At 66.8% G+C, this 16101-nt stretch carries 14 protein-coding genes; 6 read left to right on the forward strand and 8 right to left on the reverse strand.

The window, feature by feature from the left end; all coding sequences use genetic code 11:
* Window positions 1–68: 68 nt before the first annotated feature.
* Window positions 69–1646, reverse strand: coding sequence for an ABC transporter substrate-binding protein (locus tag AXA74_RS01565; protein ID WP_029579714.1), 1578 nt, complete (start codon window positions 1644–1646; stop codon window positions 69–71).
* Between the two features lie 386 nt (window positions 1647–2032).
* Here AXA74_RS01565 and pdxR point away from each other — a divergent pair, with 386 nt between their 5' ends.
* Entirely contained in the window at window positions 2033–3577 is a 1545-nt protein-coding gene (pdxR, locus tag AXA74_RS01570) for a MocR-like pyridoxine biosynthesis transcription factor PdxR (protein WP_029579713.1), read from the forward strand.
* 79 nt (window positions 3578–3656) lie between these two features.
* Entirely contained in the window at window positions 3657–4727 is a 1071-nt protein-coding gene (locus AXA74_RS01575; RefSeq protein ID WP_032977609.1) for a tartrate dehydrogenase, read from the forward strand.
* A 43-nt stretch (window positions 4728–4770) separates the two neighbouring features.
* On the opposite strand, the gene AXA74_RS01580 is transcribed toward AXA74_RS01575, so the two are convergent.
* From AXA74_RS01580 to AXA74_RS01600, 5 genes are all read right to left on the reverse strand, one after another.
* Window positions 4771–6357 (reverse strand): DHA2 family efflux MFS transporter permease subunit, encoded by a 1587-nt coding sequence (locus tag AXA74_RS01580; protein WP_032957436.1) that lies wholly within the window; start codon window positions 6355–6357, stop codon window positions 4771–4773.
* The gene (locus tag AXA74_RS01585) at window positions 6354–7538 is read right to left on the reverse strand and encodes an HlyD family secretion protein (RefSeq protein ID WP_032977612.1); all 1185 of its coding nucleotides are present in this window, start codon (window positions 7536–7538) and stop codon (window positions 6354–6356) included. Before AXA74_RS01585 ends, AXA74_RS01580 begins: the two co-directional genes overlap by 4 nt.
* A gap of 9 nt (window positions 7539–7547) precedes the next feature.
* Entirely contained in the window at window positions 7548–8963 is a 1416-nt protein-coding gene (locus tag AXA74_RS01590; RefSeq protein ID WP_032977615.1) for an efflux transporter outer membrane subunit, read from the reverse strand.
* A 120-nt stretch (window positions 8964–9083) separates the two neighbouring features.
* Window positions 9084–9581 carry a MarR family winged helix-turn-helix transcriptional regulator gene (locus tag AXA74_RS01595; RefSeq protein WP_029579708.1) on the reverse strand — a complete coding sequence of 166 codons (498 nt, stop codon included), beginning with the start codon at window positions 9579–9581 and terminating at the stop codon, window positions 9084–9086.
* Between the two features lie 52 nt (window positions 9582–9633).
* Window positions 9634–10491, reverse strand: a complete 858-nt coding sequence (locus tag AXA74_RS01600) for a DMT family transporter (RefSeq protein WP_029579707.1) — start codon at window positions 10489–10491, stop codon at window positions 9634–9636.
* Window positions 10492–10603: 112 nt separating this feature from the next.
* On the opposite strand from AXA74_RS01600, the gene AXA74_RS01605 reads away from it, so the two are divergent.
* The gene (locus AXA74_RS01605; protein ID WP_032957434.1) at window positions 10604–11554 is read left to right on the forward strand and encodes a DMT family transporter; all 951 of its coding nucleotides are present in this window, start codon (window positions 10604–10606) and stop codon (window positions 11552–11554) included.
* A 52-nt stretch (window positions 11555–11606) separates the two neighbouring features.
* Window positions 11607–12596: a quinone oxidoreductase family protein gene (locus AXA74_RS01610; RefSeq protein WP_029579705.1), complete on the forward strand. Its 990-nt coding sequence runs from the start codon at window positions 11607–11609 to the stop codon at window positions 12594–12596.
* A 90-nt stretch (window positions 12597–12686) separates the two neighbouring features.
* Here the strand turns inward: AXA74_RS01610 and htpX are convergent, their stop codons facing one another.
* A complete protein-coding gene (gene htpX / locus AXA74_RS01615; RefSeq protein WP_029579704.1) occupies window positions 12687–13568 on the reverse strand; it encodes a protease HtpX in 882 nt (293 codons plus the stop codon).
* Window positions 13569–13740: 172 nt separating this feature from the next.
* Between htpX and AXA74_RS01620 the strand changes: the two genes are divergently transcribed.
* The gene (locus AXA74_RS01620; protein WP_029579703.1) at window positions 13741–14595 is read left to right on the forward strand and encodes a DMT family transporter; all 855 of its coding nucleotides are present in this window, start codon (window positions 13741–13743) and stop codon (window positions 14593–14595) included.
* 31 nt (window positions 14596–14626) lie between these two features.
* Window positions 14627–15475, forward strand: a complete 849-nt coding sequence (locus AXA74_RS01625) for a sulfurtransferase (protein ID WP_032957432.1) — start codon at window positions 14627–14629, stop codon at window positions 15473–15475.
* Window positions 15476–15524: 49 nt separating this feature from the next.
* Here AXA74_RS01625 and AXA74_RS01630 read toward each other — a convergent pair whose 3' ends face one another.
* The gene (locus AXA74_RS01630; protein WP_029579701.1) at window positions 15525–16091 is read right to left on the reverse strand and encodes a phosphonate degradation HD-domain oxygenase; all 567 of its coding nucleotides are present in this window, start codon (window positions 16089–16091) and stop codon (window positions 15525–15527) included.
* Window positions 16092–16101: the final 10 nt, after the last annotated feature.

Consider the following 16101-nt stretch of genomic DNA (forward strand, 5'->3'; position numbering starts at 1 on the left):
AGGGATCAAGCCCGGGGCGGCCCGCGGGCCGCCCCGTCCCGCCGCGGCCGGACCGCGGCGGGACCTACTTACTTCTGCTCGATATAGACGTCGTCAAAGCTTTCGTTCAGGCCGATGGCGGTCTTCACGAGGTTCTTGACCTTGGCGCGGTAGAGGGTGGGGAACTCCATGTCCACCAGGTAGCCGTTGCCCACTTCGTTGACCAGCGTGGTCTGCAGCTTGGTGTACAGCGCCTGGCGCTTGGCCGGGTCGACTTCGGAGGCCGCCTCGGTCCACCACTTGTCGGTCTCGGGGTTGCTGTAGCCCTGCACGTTGGCAAAGGGCGAACCCTTCACGATGTTGGAGCTGATATACAGGCGCTGCACGCCCAGCGCCGGATCGCCGTACTGGTAGGTGTAGGTGGTGGTCAGGTCGAAGTCCCAGTTGCCGGTGCGCGAGGCCCAGCCGCCGGCGTCGGTGGATTCGATCTGCACTTTGAAGCCCAGCTGTTCCAGCGACTGCTTGGTGTACTCGCCCAGGCGGTCCCAGGTCGAACCATAGGGGAAGGACAGCTGCCGGATGGTGTAATCCTGCGGCTTGATACCCGATTCCTTGATGAGCTCGCGCGCCTTCTTCATGTCGAAGGGCATGGCCGGCATGTTCTTGTCGTAGAACATTTCGGTCGTCACGAAGGGACTGGTCGAGATCTTGCCCAGGCCGAAGAAGATGTTGTCCACGACCAGCTTGCGGTTCATGGCGGCCATCACGGCCTGGCGCACCTTGACATTGTCAAAGGGCGGCTTGCGCATGTTGAAGATCAGGTAGGCCTGCGGCGAGAACATCTCCCAGCCCTGGGTGGTGTATTCCGTATTGGGCAGGGCGCGCAGGCGCTTGACGTCCACGTTGTCGACGTCGCCGCCGCGCAGCACGTCCACGCTGCCGCGTTCATAGGCCACCGCGCGCGAGGCCGCGTCGGGGATCACATTGAAGATGATCTCGTCCAGGTAGGGCTTGCCCGGCTTCCAGTATTCCGGGTTGCGCGCCAGCTTGATGTATTCGCCGCGCTTCCATTCCTTGAACATGAAGGGGCCGGTGCCGACGGGCTTCTGGTTGGCCGGATTGGTGGCGTAGTCGGTGCCCTCATAGATGTGCTTGGGCATCATGGGCGCAAAGCCGGGCTCGAACATCAGCATGAAGGCCGGGAAGGGCGATTTCAGCGAGATCTTGACCGTCTTGTCGTCGATCTTCTCGACCTTGTCGATGAACTTGGTCAGGATCACGCGGGCACGGGCGTGCACCTTGGGCAGCAGCTCGGTCAGCGAGAACACCACGTCGTCGGCCGAGAAGGGCTTGCCGTCGTGCCATTTGACGTTGTCCTGCAGGTGGAAGGTGTACGACAGGCCGTCCGGGCTGGCTTCCCAGGACTTGGCCAGGCCCGGCTGGGGCTTGAGGTCGAACGAGTAGGTCAGCAGGCTTTCATAGATCTTGCCGGCGACGAACTGCGTGGGGCCTTGCTGGTTCAGGGCCGGTATCAGGATGGGCGGCTCGGGCTGCACGATCATGCTGAGCGTGCCGCCCTTGGTCTGTGCCCAGGCCGCGCCCATGGGCAGGGCGGCGGCCAGCGCGAGCGCGCAAGCGGAGAGTTTGATGGCGTGTTTCAGTTTCACTGCAGGCCTCCCGGCTGTCTTGAGATAAATGGGCGCGGCGCGCTTGACGATTCAAGCAGACCCCGTGCCATGGCGGATTGGTTGGCCGGCCGGCGCGGATAGCGCCCGCCGGTTGCTGCATTGCGGTGCATGAACTGCCCGCCGCGCACCGCGGCGGCGTCGGGTTCAGGCGGCGGGCCCCAGGGGCCGCCGCTGTCGGCGCGGTGGGTAAACCGGCGCTGGGCGAAATTCCCCCGCCTTCATGGGTCCGGTCTGGACCTGTATCTTGTCCGGCTGCAAGTTTTTCCCCTTTGCATTTATGTGGACGTCGTTTTGCTGCAGCAGCAGCGTATCGAATATTTGGTACTCTCAATAGATCCAAATTGATTTGAGTTTCTGGTGCCACTTTGAAAGAGCTGATTCTCTCCGAGCGCCTGCTGCAGCGCCTGGAGCGGCGCGGAGCCGTTCCGCTGTCCCGGCAGATCTGCGATACGCTGCGCGGGCTCATCCTGGCCGGGGAGCTGCCGGCCGGCACCAAGCTGCCCGCCACCCGGGTACTGGCCAGCGACACAGGGTTATCCCGTAATACCGTACTGCACGCCTATGACCAGTTGCTGGCCGAGGGCTATCTGATCTCGGCCTTCGGAAGTGGTACCTTTGTTTCGGATACCGTGCCGGCACCACAAGAGCCTCTGCCCGGCGTGCCGGTCGATGCCCCGGCCAGTCCCTTCCTGCTGTCGCGGCGTGGCAGCAAGCTGGTGCAGGACGCCTCGGCCTCGGATCGCCAATGGGGAGCTTTTGTTTCCGGCGTGCCGGACGTCTCGGCCTTTCCGCGCGCGGTCTGGAACCGGCTCCTGAACCGGCGCTGGCGCCAGCAGACGCCGGAACTGCTCACTTACGCCAATGGCTCGGGCTATATGCCGTTGCGCCAGGCGCTGGCCGAGCACCTGCGCCTGGCGCGCTCGGTGCGCTGCGAGCCTGACCAGATCGTCATCACCACCGGCATCCACCAGTCCATCAGCCTGCTGGCGCGCCTGCTGGGCGACACCGGCAATACCGCCTGGATGGAAGACCCGGGCTATTGGGGCTCGCGCTCCACCCTGGTGGCCTGTGGGATCACCCCCGTGCCCGTGCCGGTGGACGAGGAGGGAATGGCGCCCAGCGCGGAACAGATGCAGGAGCCGCCGCGCTTCATCTTCGTGACACCCTCGCACCAATATCCGCTGGGCATGGTCATGAGCCTGGCGCGGCGCCGCATGCTGCTGGAGTATGCCCACAAGCGCGGCGCCTGGATCGTCGAGGACGACTACGACAGCGAGTTCCGTTTCGACGGCCGGCCCATCGGCTCGCTGCAGGGGCTGGACGCCCATGACCGCGTGCTCTATCTGGGCACGTTCTCCAAAACCCTGTTCCCGGGTTTCCGCATGGGCTATATGGTGCTGCCCAGGCGGCTGGCGCCGCACTTCGCCACCGGCCTGTCGGAGCTGTACCGCGAGGGCCGGCTCATGGACCAGGCGGTGCTGGCCGACTTTATCGAAGGCGGCCATTACGCCAGCCACATCCGCCGCATGAAACAGCGCTACGCCGCCCGCCAAGTCGTGCTGCGCGGGGCCATCGCGCGGCATTTCGGCGCGGACTGGCCGGTCTCCACGCATGAGGCGGGCCTGCACCTGGTGTTGCACCTGCCCGAGGGGACCGACGACCTGGGGATTTCCATCGCCGCGCGCACGCTGGGACTGACGGCCCGGCCTTTGTCGCGCTACTACGCCGACGAGCGCCGGGCGCGGCCCGGCCTGCTGCTGGGCTATGCCTGTGTGCCGGAAGAGGAGCTGGGGCCGGCCTTCGACCGTCTCACCCAGGTCATCACCCCCGCCCTGGAACATATGCAGCGCTCGCAGGGCGTGGCGGTTCACAGCGACCGCCTGAACGAGCAGGCCTGGAGCGGGGCCTGAGGGCTGGCCCCGGGCGGCGCGCTCCCTATATGATGCGCGGGAGGCGCGCCGTGGCGGCGCGCCGCCTTGGAGACTTGGGGTGGCTGGAAAGACACATAGAATCGCCGTGATTCCCGGCGACGGTATTGGCAAGGAAGTGGTGCCGGAAGGGCTGCGCGTGCTGGACGCGGCCGCCACGCGCTTTGGCATCGGCTTCCAGTGGGATCATTTTGACTGGAGCTGCGACTATTACGCCAGGCACGGCAAGATGATGCCGGATGACTGGGCACAGCAGATCGGCGGGCACGAGGCCATTTTCTTCGGCGCCATCGGCTGGCCGGCCGCCGTGCCCGACCATGAGGCGCTGTGGGGTTCGCTGTTCCGTTTCCGCCGCGATTTCGATCAATACATCAACCTGCGTCCGGTGCGCCTGATGCCGGGCGTGCCCTCGCCACTGGCCAACCGCCAGCCCGGCGAGATCGATTTCTACATCGTCCGCGAAAACACCGAAGGCGAGTATTCCAACAGCGGCGGCCGCCTGTTCGCGGGCACCGAGCGCGAGGTGGTGATACAGGAAAGCGTCTTCACGCGGGTGGGCGCCGACCGGGTGCTCAAGTTCGCCTTCGAGCTGGCGCGCAAGCGCGGCAAGCACCTGACCGCGGCGACCAAGTCCAATGGCATTTCGATCTCCATGCCCTGGTGGGATGAGCGCGTGGCCGATATCGCCACGCAGTATCCGGACGTGCGCTGGGACAAGTACCACATCGACATCCTGTGCGCGCATTTTGTGCAGCATCCGGACTGGTTCGATGTGGTGGTGGCCTCGAATCTGTTCGGCGACATCCTTTCCGATCTCGGGCCGGCCTGCACCGGCACCATCGGCATCGCGCCGTCGGCCAATCTCAATCCCGAGCGCAAGTTCCCGTCGCTATTCGAGCCCGTCCATGGCTCGGCGCCGGACATCTACGGCAAGGGCATCGCCAACCCCATCGGGCAGATCAGGAGCGGGGCGCTGATGCTGGATTTCCTGGGGTATCCGCAGGCCGCCCAGGCCGTGGTCTCGGCCATCGAGACGGTGTTGGCCGAAGGGCCGCGCACGCCCGACATGAAGGGCCAGGCCAAGACGGCCGACGTGGGCCGCGCGATCGCCGCCATCGTCGCCCAGGCCTGACGCAAACAGGCCCGCCCTGCGCGGGGCGGGCCCGGGCGCGGTGTCAGTGCGCGCCGGCCGCGGCCTCGGCCGCGCCGTCGTCCTTGCCGCGCGAGGACTTGGGCCGGGCGAACCACACCGTGCCGATGAGCAGCACGAAGATAATGGCCGAGGCATAGAAGACATCGACCGCGGCCATGGTGTAGGCCTGGGTGTTGACCAGGCCGTCGATCACGGTGAGCGACTGTTGGTGGTTCAGCCCGAGGCTGCCCTGCAGCGTGCCCAGCACCTGGTCGAAGGCCTGCTGGCCCGGCTTGGCCACTTCCGTCAGCTGCGCATGGTGCAGCGTCGCGCGGTTGTCCCACAGTGTGGTGGAGATCGAGGTGCCGAAGGCGCCCGCCGTCAGGCGCGCGAAGTTCGACAGGCCCGAGGCGGCCGGAATGCGGCCGGGCTCCAGGCCGGACAGCGTGATCGAGGTCAGCGGCACGAAGAACATGGCCATGGCCGCGCCCTGGATGATGGTCGGTATCATCAGCGTGCGCACATCGGTCTGGGTGTTGAAGCCCGACCGCATGAAGCACACCAGGGCGAAAATCATGAAGGCCACGGTCACCAGCTGGCGCGGATCGCGGGTGGCCAGCAGCTTGCCCACTATGGGCGTGAGCAGGATGGCGAGTATGCCCACCGGCGCGGTCACCATGCCGGCGTAGGTGGCGGTATAGCCCATATTGCTCTGCAGCCAAAGCGGCAGCAGCACCACATTGCCGAAGAAGACGCCGTAGGCCGTGGCCAGGGTCAGCGCGCCGACCGTGAAGTTGCGTTCCTTGAACAGCCTGAGGTCGACCACCGGATGCGCGTCGGTGAGCTCCCAGATCAGGAAGAAGACAAAGGCGACGAAAGCCACCGCGGCCAGGCCGATGATCGTCGGGCTGGCGAACCAGTCCAGCTCCTTGCCCTTGTCCAGCATGATCTGCAGCGAGCCCACCCAGATCACCAGCAGGAGCAGGCCGATCTTGTCGATGGGCAGCTTGCGGGTGAGCGATTCCCGGTCGCGGAAGATGCGCCAGCTGATCCAGGCCGCGAGCAGGCCCACCGGCACATTGATATAGAAAATCCAGGGCCAGGTGTAGTTATCCGAAATCCATCCGCCCAGCAGCGGGCCGGCCACCGGCGCCACCAGTGTCGTCATGGACCAGACCGCCAGGGCCATCCCGGCTTTCTCACGCGGAAAGGCGCCCAGCATCAAGGCCTGCGACAGCGGGATCATGGGGCCGGCCACCAGGCCTTGCAGCACCCGGAAGGCGATCAGGGCTTCGAGCGTGGGCGAGAACCCGCACAGCCAGGAGGCCAGCACGAAGAGCAGGGTGGAGGTCACGAAGAGCCGGACTTGCCCGAAGCGCTGGGTCAACCAGCCCGTCAAGGGCACCGTGATGGCGTTGGCCACCGCGAACGAGGTGATGACCCAGGTGCCCTGGCTGCTGCTCACCCCCAGGTCTCCCGAGATGGTCGGGATGGACACGTTGGCGATGGAGGTGTCCAGCACGTTCATGAACACCGCCGTCGACAGCGCGATCGAGCCGATGATGCGGGTGGCGCCTTCCAGGGGCGGGTAGGGCCCGCCCGTCGGCGCCTTGCGGGCTTGCTCGCTCATGATTGCAGATTGTCTTTGATGATCTTGGCGATGAGGGCGTCGGCTTCGTCATGCGCCGGTTCGAAGGCGCGGGTGGACCAGGCCGGCTCGGCGCGCGCGGCCGTCAGTGTCTGGCCGTCGTCCTTGCCGACGTCGACCTCGACGTCCATGGACAGTCCGATGCGCAGCGGATGTTTCTTGAGGTCCTCGGGGTCCAGCGAGACGCGCACCGGCACGCGCTGCACCACCTTGATCCAGTTGCCGGTGGCGTTCTGGGCCGGCAGCAGGGCAAAGGCGCTGCCGGTGCCGGCGTCCAGGCCGACCACCTTGCCGTGGTACTTGACCGAGCCGCCATACATGTCGGCCGTCATCGTCACCGGCTGGCCCACGCGCATGTGGCGCAGCTGTCCTTCCTTGAAATTGGCTTCCACCCAGATCTGGTCCAGCGGCACCACATTCATCAGCACCGAGCCGGGCGCCACGCGCTGGCCGACCTGCGCGCTGCGCCGGGCGACCATGCCGTCGACCGGGGCGGGCAGCACGGTGCGCGAGCTGGCAAGCCAGGCATTGCGCAGGTCCGCGGCGGCCTGGCGCACGTCGGGGTGGTTCTCCACCGTCGTGCCCTGGGTCAGCGCCAGGTTGGTGGCCAGCTTGGCCTGGGCCGAGGCCAGGGCGGCGCGGGCCTGGGCCAGGCCGGCCTGGGCGGTCTTCAGCGTGGTTTCGGCGTGCAGGATTTCCTCGCCGCTCACGCCGCCGGAGGCGGCCAGCGCCTGGCGGCGCTTCAGGTCGCTTTGGGCGCGGTTCAGGTCGGCCTGGGCGCGCCCGATGTCGGCCTGCCGGACTTCGACGTCGGCGGCCAGGCTGTCGTTCTGCACATAGAGCGTGCGGACCTGGCGCACGGTCTGCGCCAGCCGGGCCTCGGCCTGCTGCAGGGCGACATTGGTGTCGGCAGGGTCCAGGCGCACCAGCGGCTGGCCGGCCTTGACCATTTCGGTGTCGTCGGCTTCGATGGCCACCACGGTGCCGGGCACCTGGGGCGTGATCTGCACCAGATTGCCGTGCACATAGGCGTCGTCCGTGCTTTCGAAATGCGAGCCGAACAGCGCCCACCAGGCGCCGTAGCCCAGGGCCAGGACGATGAAGGCGCCGGTTGCGATCAACAGCAGGCGCTTGCGTGCGGGATGGGTAGTGGGGGAGGTCATGGCAAGCAATCAGTGAGTATGGGAAGGTTGGGCGTCCGCGGCGGGGGCATAGCCGCCGCCCAGCGCATAGGCCAGATCGGCATCGAGCTGGTAGGCGCGGTACTGGAGATCCGTCTGCAGCCGGGCCTGGGCCAGCACGCCGTCCTGCGCCAGCAGCACCGACAGATAGTTGCCCAGGCCGCTGCGGTATCGCTTGACGGCCAGGTCGTAGGCGGCCTCGATGGCCTCGTGCGCCTGGGCGCGCTCGGCCTTCTCACGGTCGATCAGGCGCAGGGCTTCCAGCGCATCGCCCACTTGCTGGATGGCGGTCAGCACCGTCTGGTTGTAGTCGGACACCGCCAGGTCGGCATCGGCGCGGCGGCCGGCCAGGTTGGCGTTCAACTCGCCGCCATGAAAGATGGGCAAGGTGATGGCGGGCCCGATCCCGGCCGTGCGGCTGAAGCGGTCGAACAGCATATTGGTGCCCAGGGCCTGCACGCCGGCAAAGGCCACGATGTTCACATTGGGGTAGAACTCCGCCTTGGCGCTGTCGATCTGGTGGCGCGCGGCTTCGGCGCGCCAGCGGGCCGCCACCACGTCGGGCCGGTGGCCCAGCAATTCCAGCGGCAAGGCCTGCGGCAGTACGCCGTCGGGCGCTTTCAGGGCCACCGGCGCCAGCGATTGCATTTGCGCGGGGCTGGTGGCGGTCAACGCGGCCAGCTGGTTACGCAACTGGGCGATGGTGGTCTCGACCTGGGTCAGTTCCACGCGCGCGGAGGCGGCGGCCGACTCGGCCTGTTTGACCTCGACTTCGGTGTCCAGTCCGGCCTGCCGGCGCCCCTGGGTCAGTTTGCGCACATCGTCTCGCTGCGCGATGACGCGCCCGATCACTTCATGTTGGGCGAAGGCGTTCTGCAGGTTGAGATAGCTGCGCACCACCGAGCGGGCCAGCATATTGCGGGCGGCCTGGGCATCGGCGTCGGCGGCGTCGCGCTGGGAGACGGCGGCCTTCAGGCGCGAGCGGTTCTTGCCCCAGAAGTCCAGTTCATAGCTGAAGTCCAGCGCGAGCCGGTTGTCGGAGGCCACCGAGCCGCCCAATGGGGCGGGGTAAACGTAATTGCCCGACAGGTGCTCACGGGTCAGCGTGTAGTTGGCGTCCACGCGCGGCATGAGCGGCGCGCGCGCGCCGGCCACCGCCGCATTGGCCTGGGCCAGCCGGGCCTGCGCCGCCGTCAGCGAGGGATTGCTGGCCAGGGCGGCATCGACCAGGCGGTCCAGCTGCGGGTCGCCATAACGCTGCCACCACTGGGTGGCGGGCCAGGCGGTCTTCGAGTCGGCCAGGCCCAGTTGGGCCGGCTCCAGCTCGGCCACCGGCTTGGGGGCCGGGTCCATCAGCGCGCAGCCCGCCAGGGCCAGCACCAATGCGGTGGAAAGTAGGCGTTTCATCCTGACAATTTGCTGAAAGTTATTGATCGGTCTGTTATTGACTAGGCAGTAATTAGAACGTAGCAGGGCGTGTTTTGCGCGAACAACCCGATTGCGAGCGGGGTTAAGGGGGCGTCGGCCTCAGCTGTTGCCCTGGGGCGAGCCGTTGGCCAGCATGCGCGTGAGCAGATGGCGCAACTGGCGGACCTCTTCGGGGCTGAAACCCCGCAAATGCGTATTGAGGGCCTTGGCAATATAGGTGGGGATCTCGCGCGCCTTGGCCAGGCCCGTCTCGGTCAGCTCCAGCTTGACCACGCGGCGGTCCTCGCTGCTGCGCGCGCGGCGCAGCAGCCCTTTGCTCTCCAGTCTGTCGAGGGTGCGGGTCATGGCGCCGGTGTCCACGCCAATGATGCGCGCCAGCTCGGCCGAGGTATCGGCGCGGCCGCGCTCCAGGAGCGCCAGCGGACGCCATTGCATGGCCGTCAGGTCCAGCGGGGCCATCTCCTGGTCCAGCATGCGGTTGAGCGACTGGTGCACCAGCTTGATCAGGAACCCGCAATTATCCTCGCTCATCGCGATCTTGTCGGCGCGGTAATGGACGTTGCTGGGGGCGGCGGGGTCAGGCTTGGACGAACTCATGAGGCAGGATTTTACTGCCTAGTCAATTATTGTCAAGGCGGTATATCCGGGGTCAGTGCGCGGTCTTGCGCAGGCCCGACCAGACGATGGCCGCCACGATGAGCGCGGCGCCGGCCAGCATGCGCAAGCTGGGCTCCTGGGCAAACAGCACCCAGGCAAAGCCGATGGCATAGACCGGTTCCAGCGCGATCACCAGGCCGGCGCTGCGGGCGTTGAGCCGGGTCAGCGAGGAGACGAAAAGGTAGTGCGACAGGCCGGTGCAGAATACGCCCAGCAGGGCCACCCACAGCCAGTCCACGGCGGCCAGGGCCGGCAACTGGTCGACCGCGAAGGGCAGCACGATGAGGGAGACGATGGCGTTTTGCCAGCAGGCCACCTGCATGGGGTCCATGCCCGAGGCGGCGCGGCGGTTGGTCAGGGCCAGCAGGGCGAAGGACAGCCCCGACAGCAATCCCCAGGCCAGGCCCACCGTGCCCTGGTCGGCGAAGTCGAAGGACGGGGTGACCAGCACCAGGCCGGCGGTGACCAGCGCCAGCACCAGCCATTCGGCGGTACGCACTTTTTCACGGAACAGCAGGCCTTCAAACAGCGTGATGAAGGCCGGGAAACTGGCAAAGCCCAGGGTGGCGATGGCGATGCCGCCCACCTTGACCGAAATGAAAAACGTCACCCAGTGCAGGGCCAGGAGGGCGCCGGCGACCACCAGGACGAACAACTGGGCGGGGGTGAGCATGCCCAGCAGCGGGCGGCGCTGGATACGGGCAAAGAAGGCCAGGGAGGCCACCGCGAACAGGGCGCGGCCCAGCGTGATGACGGCCGCGCTGGCCTGGATGAGCTCGCCGAAGACGCCGGTCAGGCCGAAAAGCACGGCGGCAAAATGGATATAAACGAGGGCTCGCTGGCGGGTCATGGTGTATCGGCGATGGGTCGATTGAGCCGGGCTCGCGGCCCGGATCGATGGCGGGCGTCAAAAATCGCGGGGTAGGCGCGCGTTTGGCGCACGGGCAAACTAAAATCATCGCATGAATCGCATTTCCGAGCATTTTGCCGCCTCCCGCCAGACGCAAATCCTGGCGGGCTATTTTTTGGCCGGGCTGGGCGCCATCCTGTTCTCCGCCAAGGCGGTGGTGGTCAAGTTCACCTATCGATATGGCATCGACGCGGTGACGCTGATCGCTTTCCGCATGCTGTTCGCCATGCCGTTTTTCGCCGCTGTCGCCTGGTGGGAGTCCCGGCGCGCGGCGCGCGGCCAGATCGTGACGCTGACGGCCAAGGAAAGAATCCAGATCTGCGTGCTCGGGCTCATCGGTTATTACTTGTCGAGTTTTCTCGATTTCCTGGGGCTGCGCTACGTGAGCGCCAGCCTGGAGCGGCTGATCCTGTTCTTGTCGCCGTCGCTGGTGGTGCTGCTGTCGGCCTGGTGGCTGAAGCGTCCGATCACGCGGCGCCAGCTGTGGGCCATGATCCTCTCCTACGCGGGCGTGGTGCTGGTCTTTGCCCACGACCTGTCGGAGACCGGCGGCGGTTCCGATGTCGTCAAAGGGTCTTTGTTCGTCTTCGCTTCGGCCCTGAGCTATTCTGTTTACCTGATTTGCTCCGGGGAACTGGTCAAGCGGGTGGGCGCGACGCGGCTGGTGGCCTATGCCATGCTGGTGTCCTGCGTGGCCTGCGTGATCCAGTTTTTCGTGGTGCACCCGCCGTCGGTGTTGCTGCAGCCGGCCGGCGTCTATGGTTATTCCCTGATCCACGCCACTCTCAACACGGTGCTGCCTGTCTTCATGATGATGTGGGCGGTCGCGCTGGTGGGGGCGCCCACGGCCTCCCTGCTGGGCATGCTGGGGCCGGTCTCGGTGCTGTTCCTGGCGGCTTGGCTGCTGTCCGAGCCGATCACGGTCTGGCAGCTGGCCGGCACGGCGCTGGTGCTGGCAGGGGTTTTTGTCCTGACCGGCAGGCGCCCCGTGAAGGCGGGCTAGCGCGGCCGGCAGGTTGTTTTGCCTTATCGTCAAATTCAGAAAGGAGGCCAGCATGGCCAGCAAGCTCGTCAAGGCGGTCCGTATTGAACAGCACGGCGGCCCCGAGGTCCTGAAGGTCGTGGAGGTGGAGGTCGCGCCGCCCGCCGCCAATGAAGTCACCATCCGCCAGCACGCGGCCGGGCTGAACTTCATCGACATCTATTACCGCACCGGCCTGTATCCCCATCCCCTGCCGCATGGCCTGGGTTTCGAGGGCGCCGGGGTGGTCGAGGCCGTCGGGGCCGAGGTCAGGCACCTTAAGGTGGGAGATCGGGTGGCCTATGGCCAAAGCCCGCTGGGCGCCTATGCGCAGGCGCGCAACGTGCCGGCCGCCCAGGTCGTCAAGCTGCCCAAGGGCGTGAGCTTCGAAGACGCGGCCGCCCTGATGCTCAAGGGCCTGACGGTCCAGTACCTGTTCCGCCAGACCTACCGCCTGCAGGGCGGCGAGACCATCCTGTTCCACGCCGCGGCCGGCGGTGTGGGCCTGATCGCCTGCCAGTGGGCCAAGGCCCTGGGCGTCAAGCTGATCGGCACGGTCTCCAGCCCGGAGAAGGCCGAGCTGGCGCGCGCCAACGGCGCCTGGGAAACCATCGACTACTCGCGCGAGAACGTGGCCGAACGGCTGCTCGAACTGACGGGCGGCAAAAAAGTGCCCGTGGTCTATGACGGCGTGGGCAAGGACACCTGGGAGACCTCGCTGGACTGCATCGAACCGCGCGGCCTGATGGTGAGCTTCGGCAATGCTTCCGGTCCCGTCACGGGCGTGAACCTCGGCATCCTCAACCAGAAGGGCTGCCTGTACGTCACCCGGCCTTCGCTCGCGGTGCATGTCAACACCCCCGAAAAGCTCAAGGCCGCCGCTGACGAACTCTTCGGCCTGGTGCAAAAGAAGAAGATCAAGGTCCGTATCGACCAGCGCTACAGCCTGGAGCGGGCTGGCGAGGCCCAGGCCGCCCTGGCCGGCCGCAAGACCACCGGCGCCACCATCCTCACGCTGGACTGAGCGCCTGGCCGACAGCCCGGGCCCATGGGCCGGCGCAAGCCGCCCATGCCGCCCAAACAAAAACCCGGCCTGCGGCCGGGTTTTTGTGCTTCAGGACACGCGCATCTGCTGCAGGGCCGCGATGCGGGCGGGGATGGGCGGGTGCGAGGAGAACAGCGCCGAGATCGCGCCGGCGCCCGCGATACCCGAGGCCTGGAAGGACTTGGGCAGTTCGCCGGGCTGCACGCCGCCCAGGCGGGCCAGGGCATGGATCATGGGCTCGCGCGCGCCGAGCAGCTGGGCGGAACCGGCATCGGCGCGGTATTCGCGCTGGCGCGAGAACCAAGCCACGATGATGGAAGCCAGCACGCCGAACACGATCTCACAGACGATCACGGTGATGTAGAAGCCCGGCCCGATGCCGCGCTCGGTGCGGAAGATGGTGCGGTCGACGAAATAACCGACCACGCGCGCCAGGAAGACCACGAAGGTGTTGACGACCCCCTGGATCAGGGTGAGGGTGACCATGTCGCCATTGGCGACGTGGGCGACCTCGTGACCCAGCACGGCGGCGACTTCTTCTTCGCTCATGCTCTCGAGCAGGCCCGTGGAGACGGCCACCAGGGCGTCGTTCTTGAAGGCGCCCGTGGCGAAGGCATTGGGCGCGCCCTCATAGATGGCGACTTCGGGCCGGCCGATGCCGGCACGGTCGGCCAGCTGGTAGACCGTGTCCAGCAGCCAGGCTTCGCGCTGGTTGCGCGGGGCGTTCGGGTCGATGACCTGGGCCCCGGTGCTGAACTTGGCCATGGGCTTGCTGATCAGCAGCGAGATGATGGACCCCGTGAAGCCCACGACGACCGAGAACACCAGCAGGGCATTGACATTCAGGCCCTGAGCCGTGATGTAGCGATCCAGGCCCAGGATGCGCAAAGTGGCGGACAGCACCAGCATCACGGCCAGGTTGGTGATCAGGAACAGGATGACGCGTTTCATTCGATTGGGTTTCCTCTGCGAGCGGGAAAACGATTTTTAGGCCCCGGTTTGACCAGCCCCGTGCTGGTCGGTTCCCCAAGGGGCGCCCGGCCGCCAGGTAGGGGCGCGGGATGGGGAGTATAGTATCGCTTTCCCCTATATTCCCTCTTGTTTTTTCCTTATTCAGGCTCCCATGCAGGCTCTCTGGATGTTGTTGGCATCTGTCATGTTCGCCATCATGGGTTCGTTCGTGAAGCTGTCGGCTGAGCACGGCGCCTCCCTGGCCCAGGTCGTCCTGTTCCGCGGGCTGCCGTCCATCATCCTGTTGCTGATCTGGGCCCGCGCGGCGCGCCAGTCCATCGTGCCCAATTCCTGGCGCCTGCACGTCTGGCGCAATCTGTCGGGCGTGACCTCCATGTGGCTGGGCTTTTATGCCATCTCCCATTTGCCGCTGGCCACGGCCACCAGCCTGAACTACACCGCGCCGCTGTTCATCGCCTGCTGGATGCTGGGCTGGGGCGGGGCGCAGCGCGACCTGGTGCGCATCGTGGCCGTGGCGCTGGGTTTCCTGGGCGTCATCGCCGTGTTGCGGCCCAGCATCAACGACGATCAATGGCTGGCCGCGCTGCTGGGGCTGCTGGCCGGCGCCCTGTCGGCCATCGCCATGATGCAGATCCGCCAGCTGGGGCGGGTGGGCGAGCCGGAGTGGCGCACGGTGCTGTTTTTCTCGCTGGCGGTCTGCCTGAGCAGTGTGGCCGGTCTGGCCCTGCAGGGTTGGGGCAGCGCCGATCTGATGGGATACTTTGCCCTGGTGGGCGTGGGCACCGCCGGCCTGTTCGGCCAGCTCGCCATGACGCGCGCCTTCGGCCACGGTTCAGCCCTGCTGACGGCGGCGCTCCAGTACACCACCATTATCTTCGCCGCCTTCATCGGCGTCGGCGTCTGGGGCGACATGCTCGACAGCCTGGCCTGGGCCGGCATGGGCCTGATCATCGCCGCCGGCCTGCTGTCGGTTTGGCGTACCATGCGGGATCCGGCGCAGGGCTGACGTTCTGCGGCCTGTTGTAGAGGAAGCCTCAATGACCATGACCTTGATTTCCGTTGCCGACCTGGCCGCCCGGCTGGGCGAGTCCGACTTGCGGGTTTTCGATGTGCGCCACGACCTGATGGATCATGCCGTCGGCCCGCGCGCCTACGAGCAGGCGCATATTCCCGGCGCGCGCTACCTGAACCACGAAACCGAGCTGTCCGCCGCGCGCACGGGCAAGAATGGCCGCCACCCCTTGCCGGATCGCAATCTTGTCGCCGGCCTGATGGCCGCGCATGGCATCAAGCCCGCCACGCTGGTGGTGGCCTATGACGCCAGCGGCGGCATGTACGCCGCCCACCTGTGGTGGATGCTGCGCTGGATAGGCCATGAGCGCGTGGCCGTGCTCGATGGCGGCTGGCAGGCCTGGACGGCCGCCGGCCAGCCCACCGAAAGCGGCGCCGCGGTGTCGTTGGCGCCCCTGCCCGGCGTGCAGGCGGCCGAGCCGCTGGGCGGCGCCGTGGACGCCCAGGCCGTGCTGCAAAACATCCCCACGCAGGCCTTTACCGTGATCGACGCGCGCGCGGCCAACCGCTATCGCGGCGAGGTCGAGCCCATGGACCCGGTCGCCGGGCACATCCCTGGCGCGCTGAACCGCCCCAACGTCGAAAACCTGACCCCCGAGGGGCGCTTCAAGGATGCCGCGCAGCTGCGCGCCGAATTCAGCGCCTTGCTGGACGGCCGCGCACCGCAAGCCATCGTGCATCAATGTGGTTCGGGCATCACCGCCTGCCACAATCTGCTGGCCATGGAGATTGCCGGCCTGGGCGGTTCGCGCCTGTATCCGGGCTCCTGGAGCGAGTGGTGCGCCGACCCGGCGCGGCCGGTCGCCAGGGGCTGAGGCCCGCGCCATGACGACGGCCCCGAGGGGCCGTTTTCTTTGGGGCGCGTCAGGCGGCGATCAGCCGGGGGCGCTCGGACACGCTCGAGGCCAGTTCGAGAAAATGGGCCAGCGAGCCGGTCGTCATGTTGGGGGACTTGGCCAGGTCATCCCAGCGGCGCAGGCGTATGGCGTCGGGCGCTCCCGGCAGGGCGGCGAAATCCATGGCCTGCCCGGCATCGAAGCTGCCGCCCTGCAGATTGAGGCTGCGCCGCGAATCCTCGGACAGCATCAGGGCGTAATCGGGCTCGACATAGCAGAGATAACGCTTGGCTTCCACGTGCAGGCGGATGGGGTCGAGCACGCGGGCGCCGAACAGCCCGCGCAGAAAGGGCAGCACGAAGTACTGGTGCTTGTCGTCCACGCCGCGCAGCGTGGGCGTCTCGGGATGGTCGGCGATGAGATGGCCGAGGTCGTGCAGCAGGCAGGCTGTCACCAGATGGGCCGAGGCGCCGGCCTGCTCGGCCAGCGTGGCGGTCTGCAGGGCGTGCTTGAGATGGCTGACGGGTTCGCCGTCATAGATACGATGGCCGCGCTCAAGGAATACTTGTTCGATATCGTAGAGGCTCAAGGGCATGGCAGTCTCC

It is taken from the genome of Bordetella hinzii LMG 13501 (assembly GCF_001548475.1).
Classification (GTDB): Bacteria; Pseudomonadota; Gammaproteobacteria; order Burkholderiales; family Burkholderiaceae_B; genus Bordetella; species Bordetella hinzii.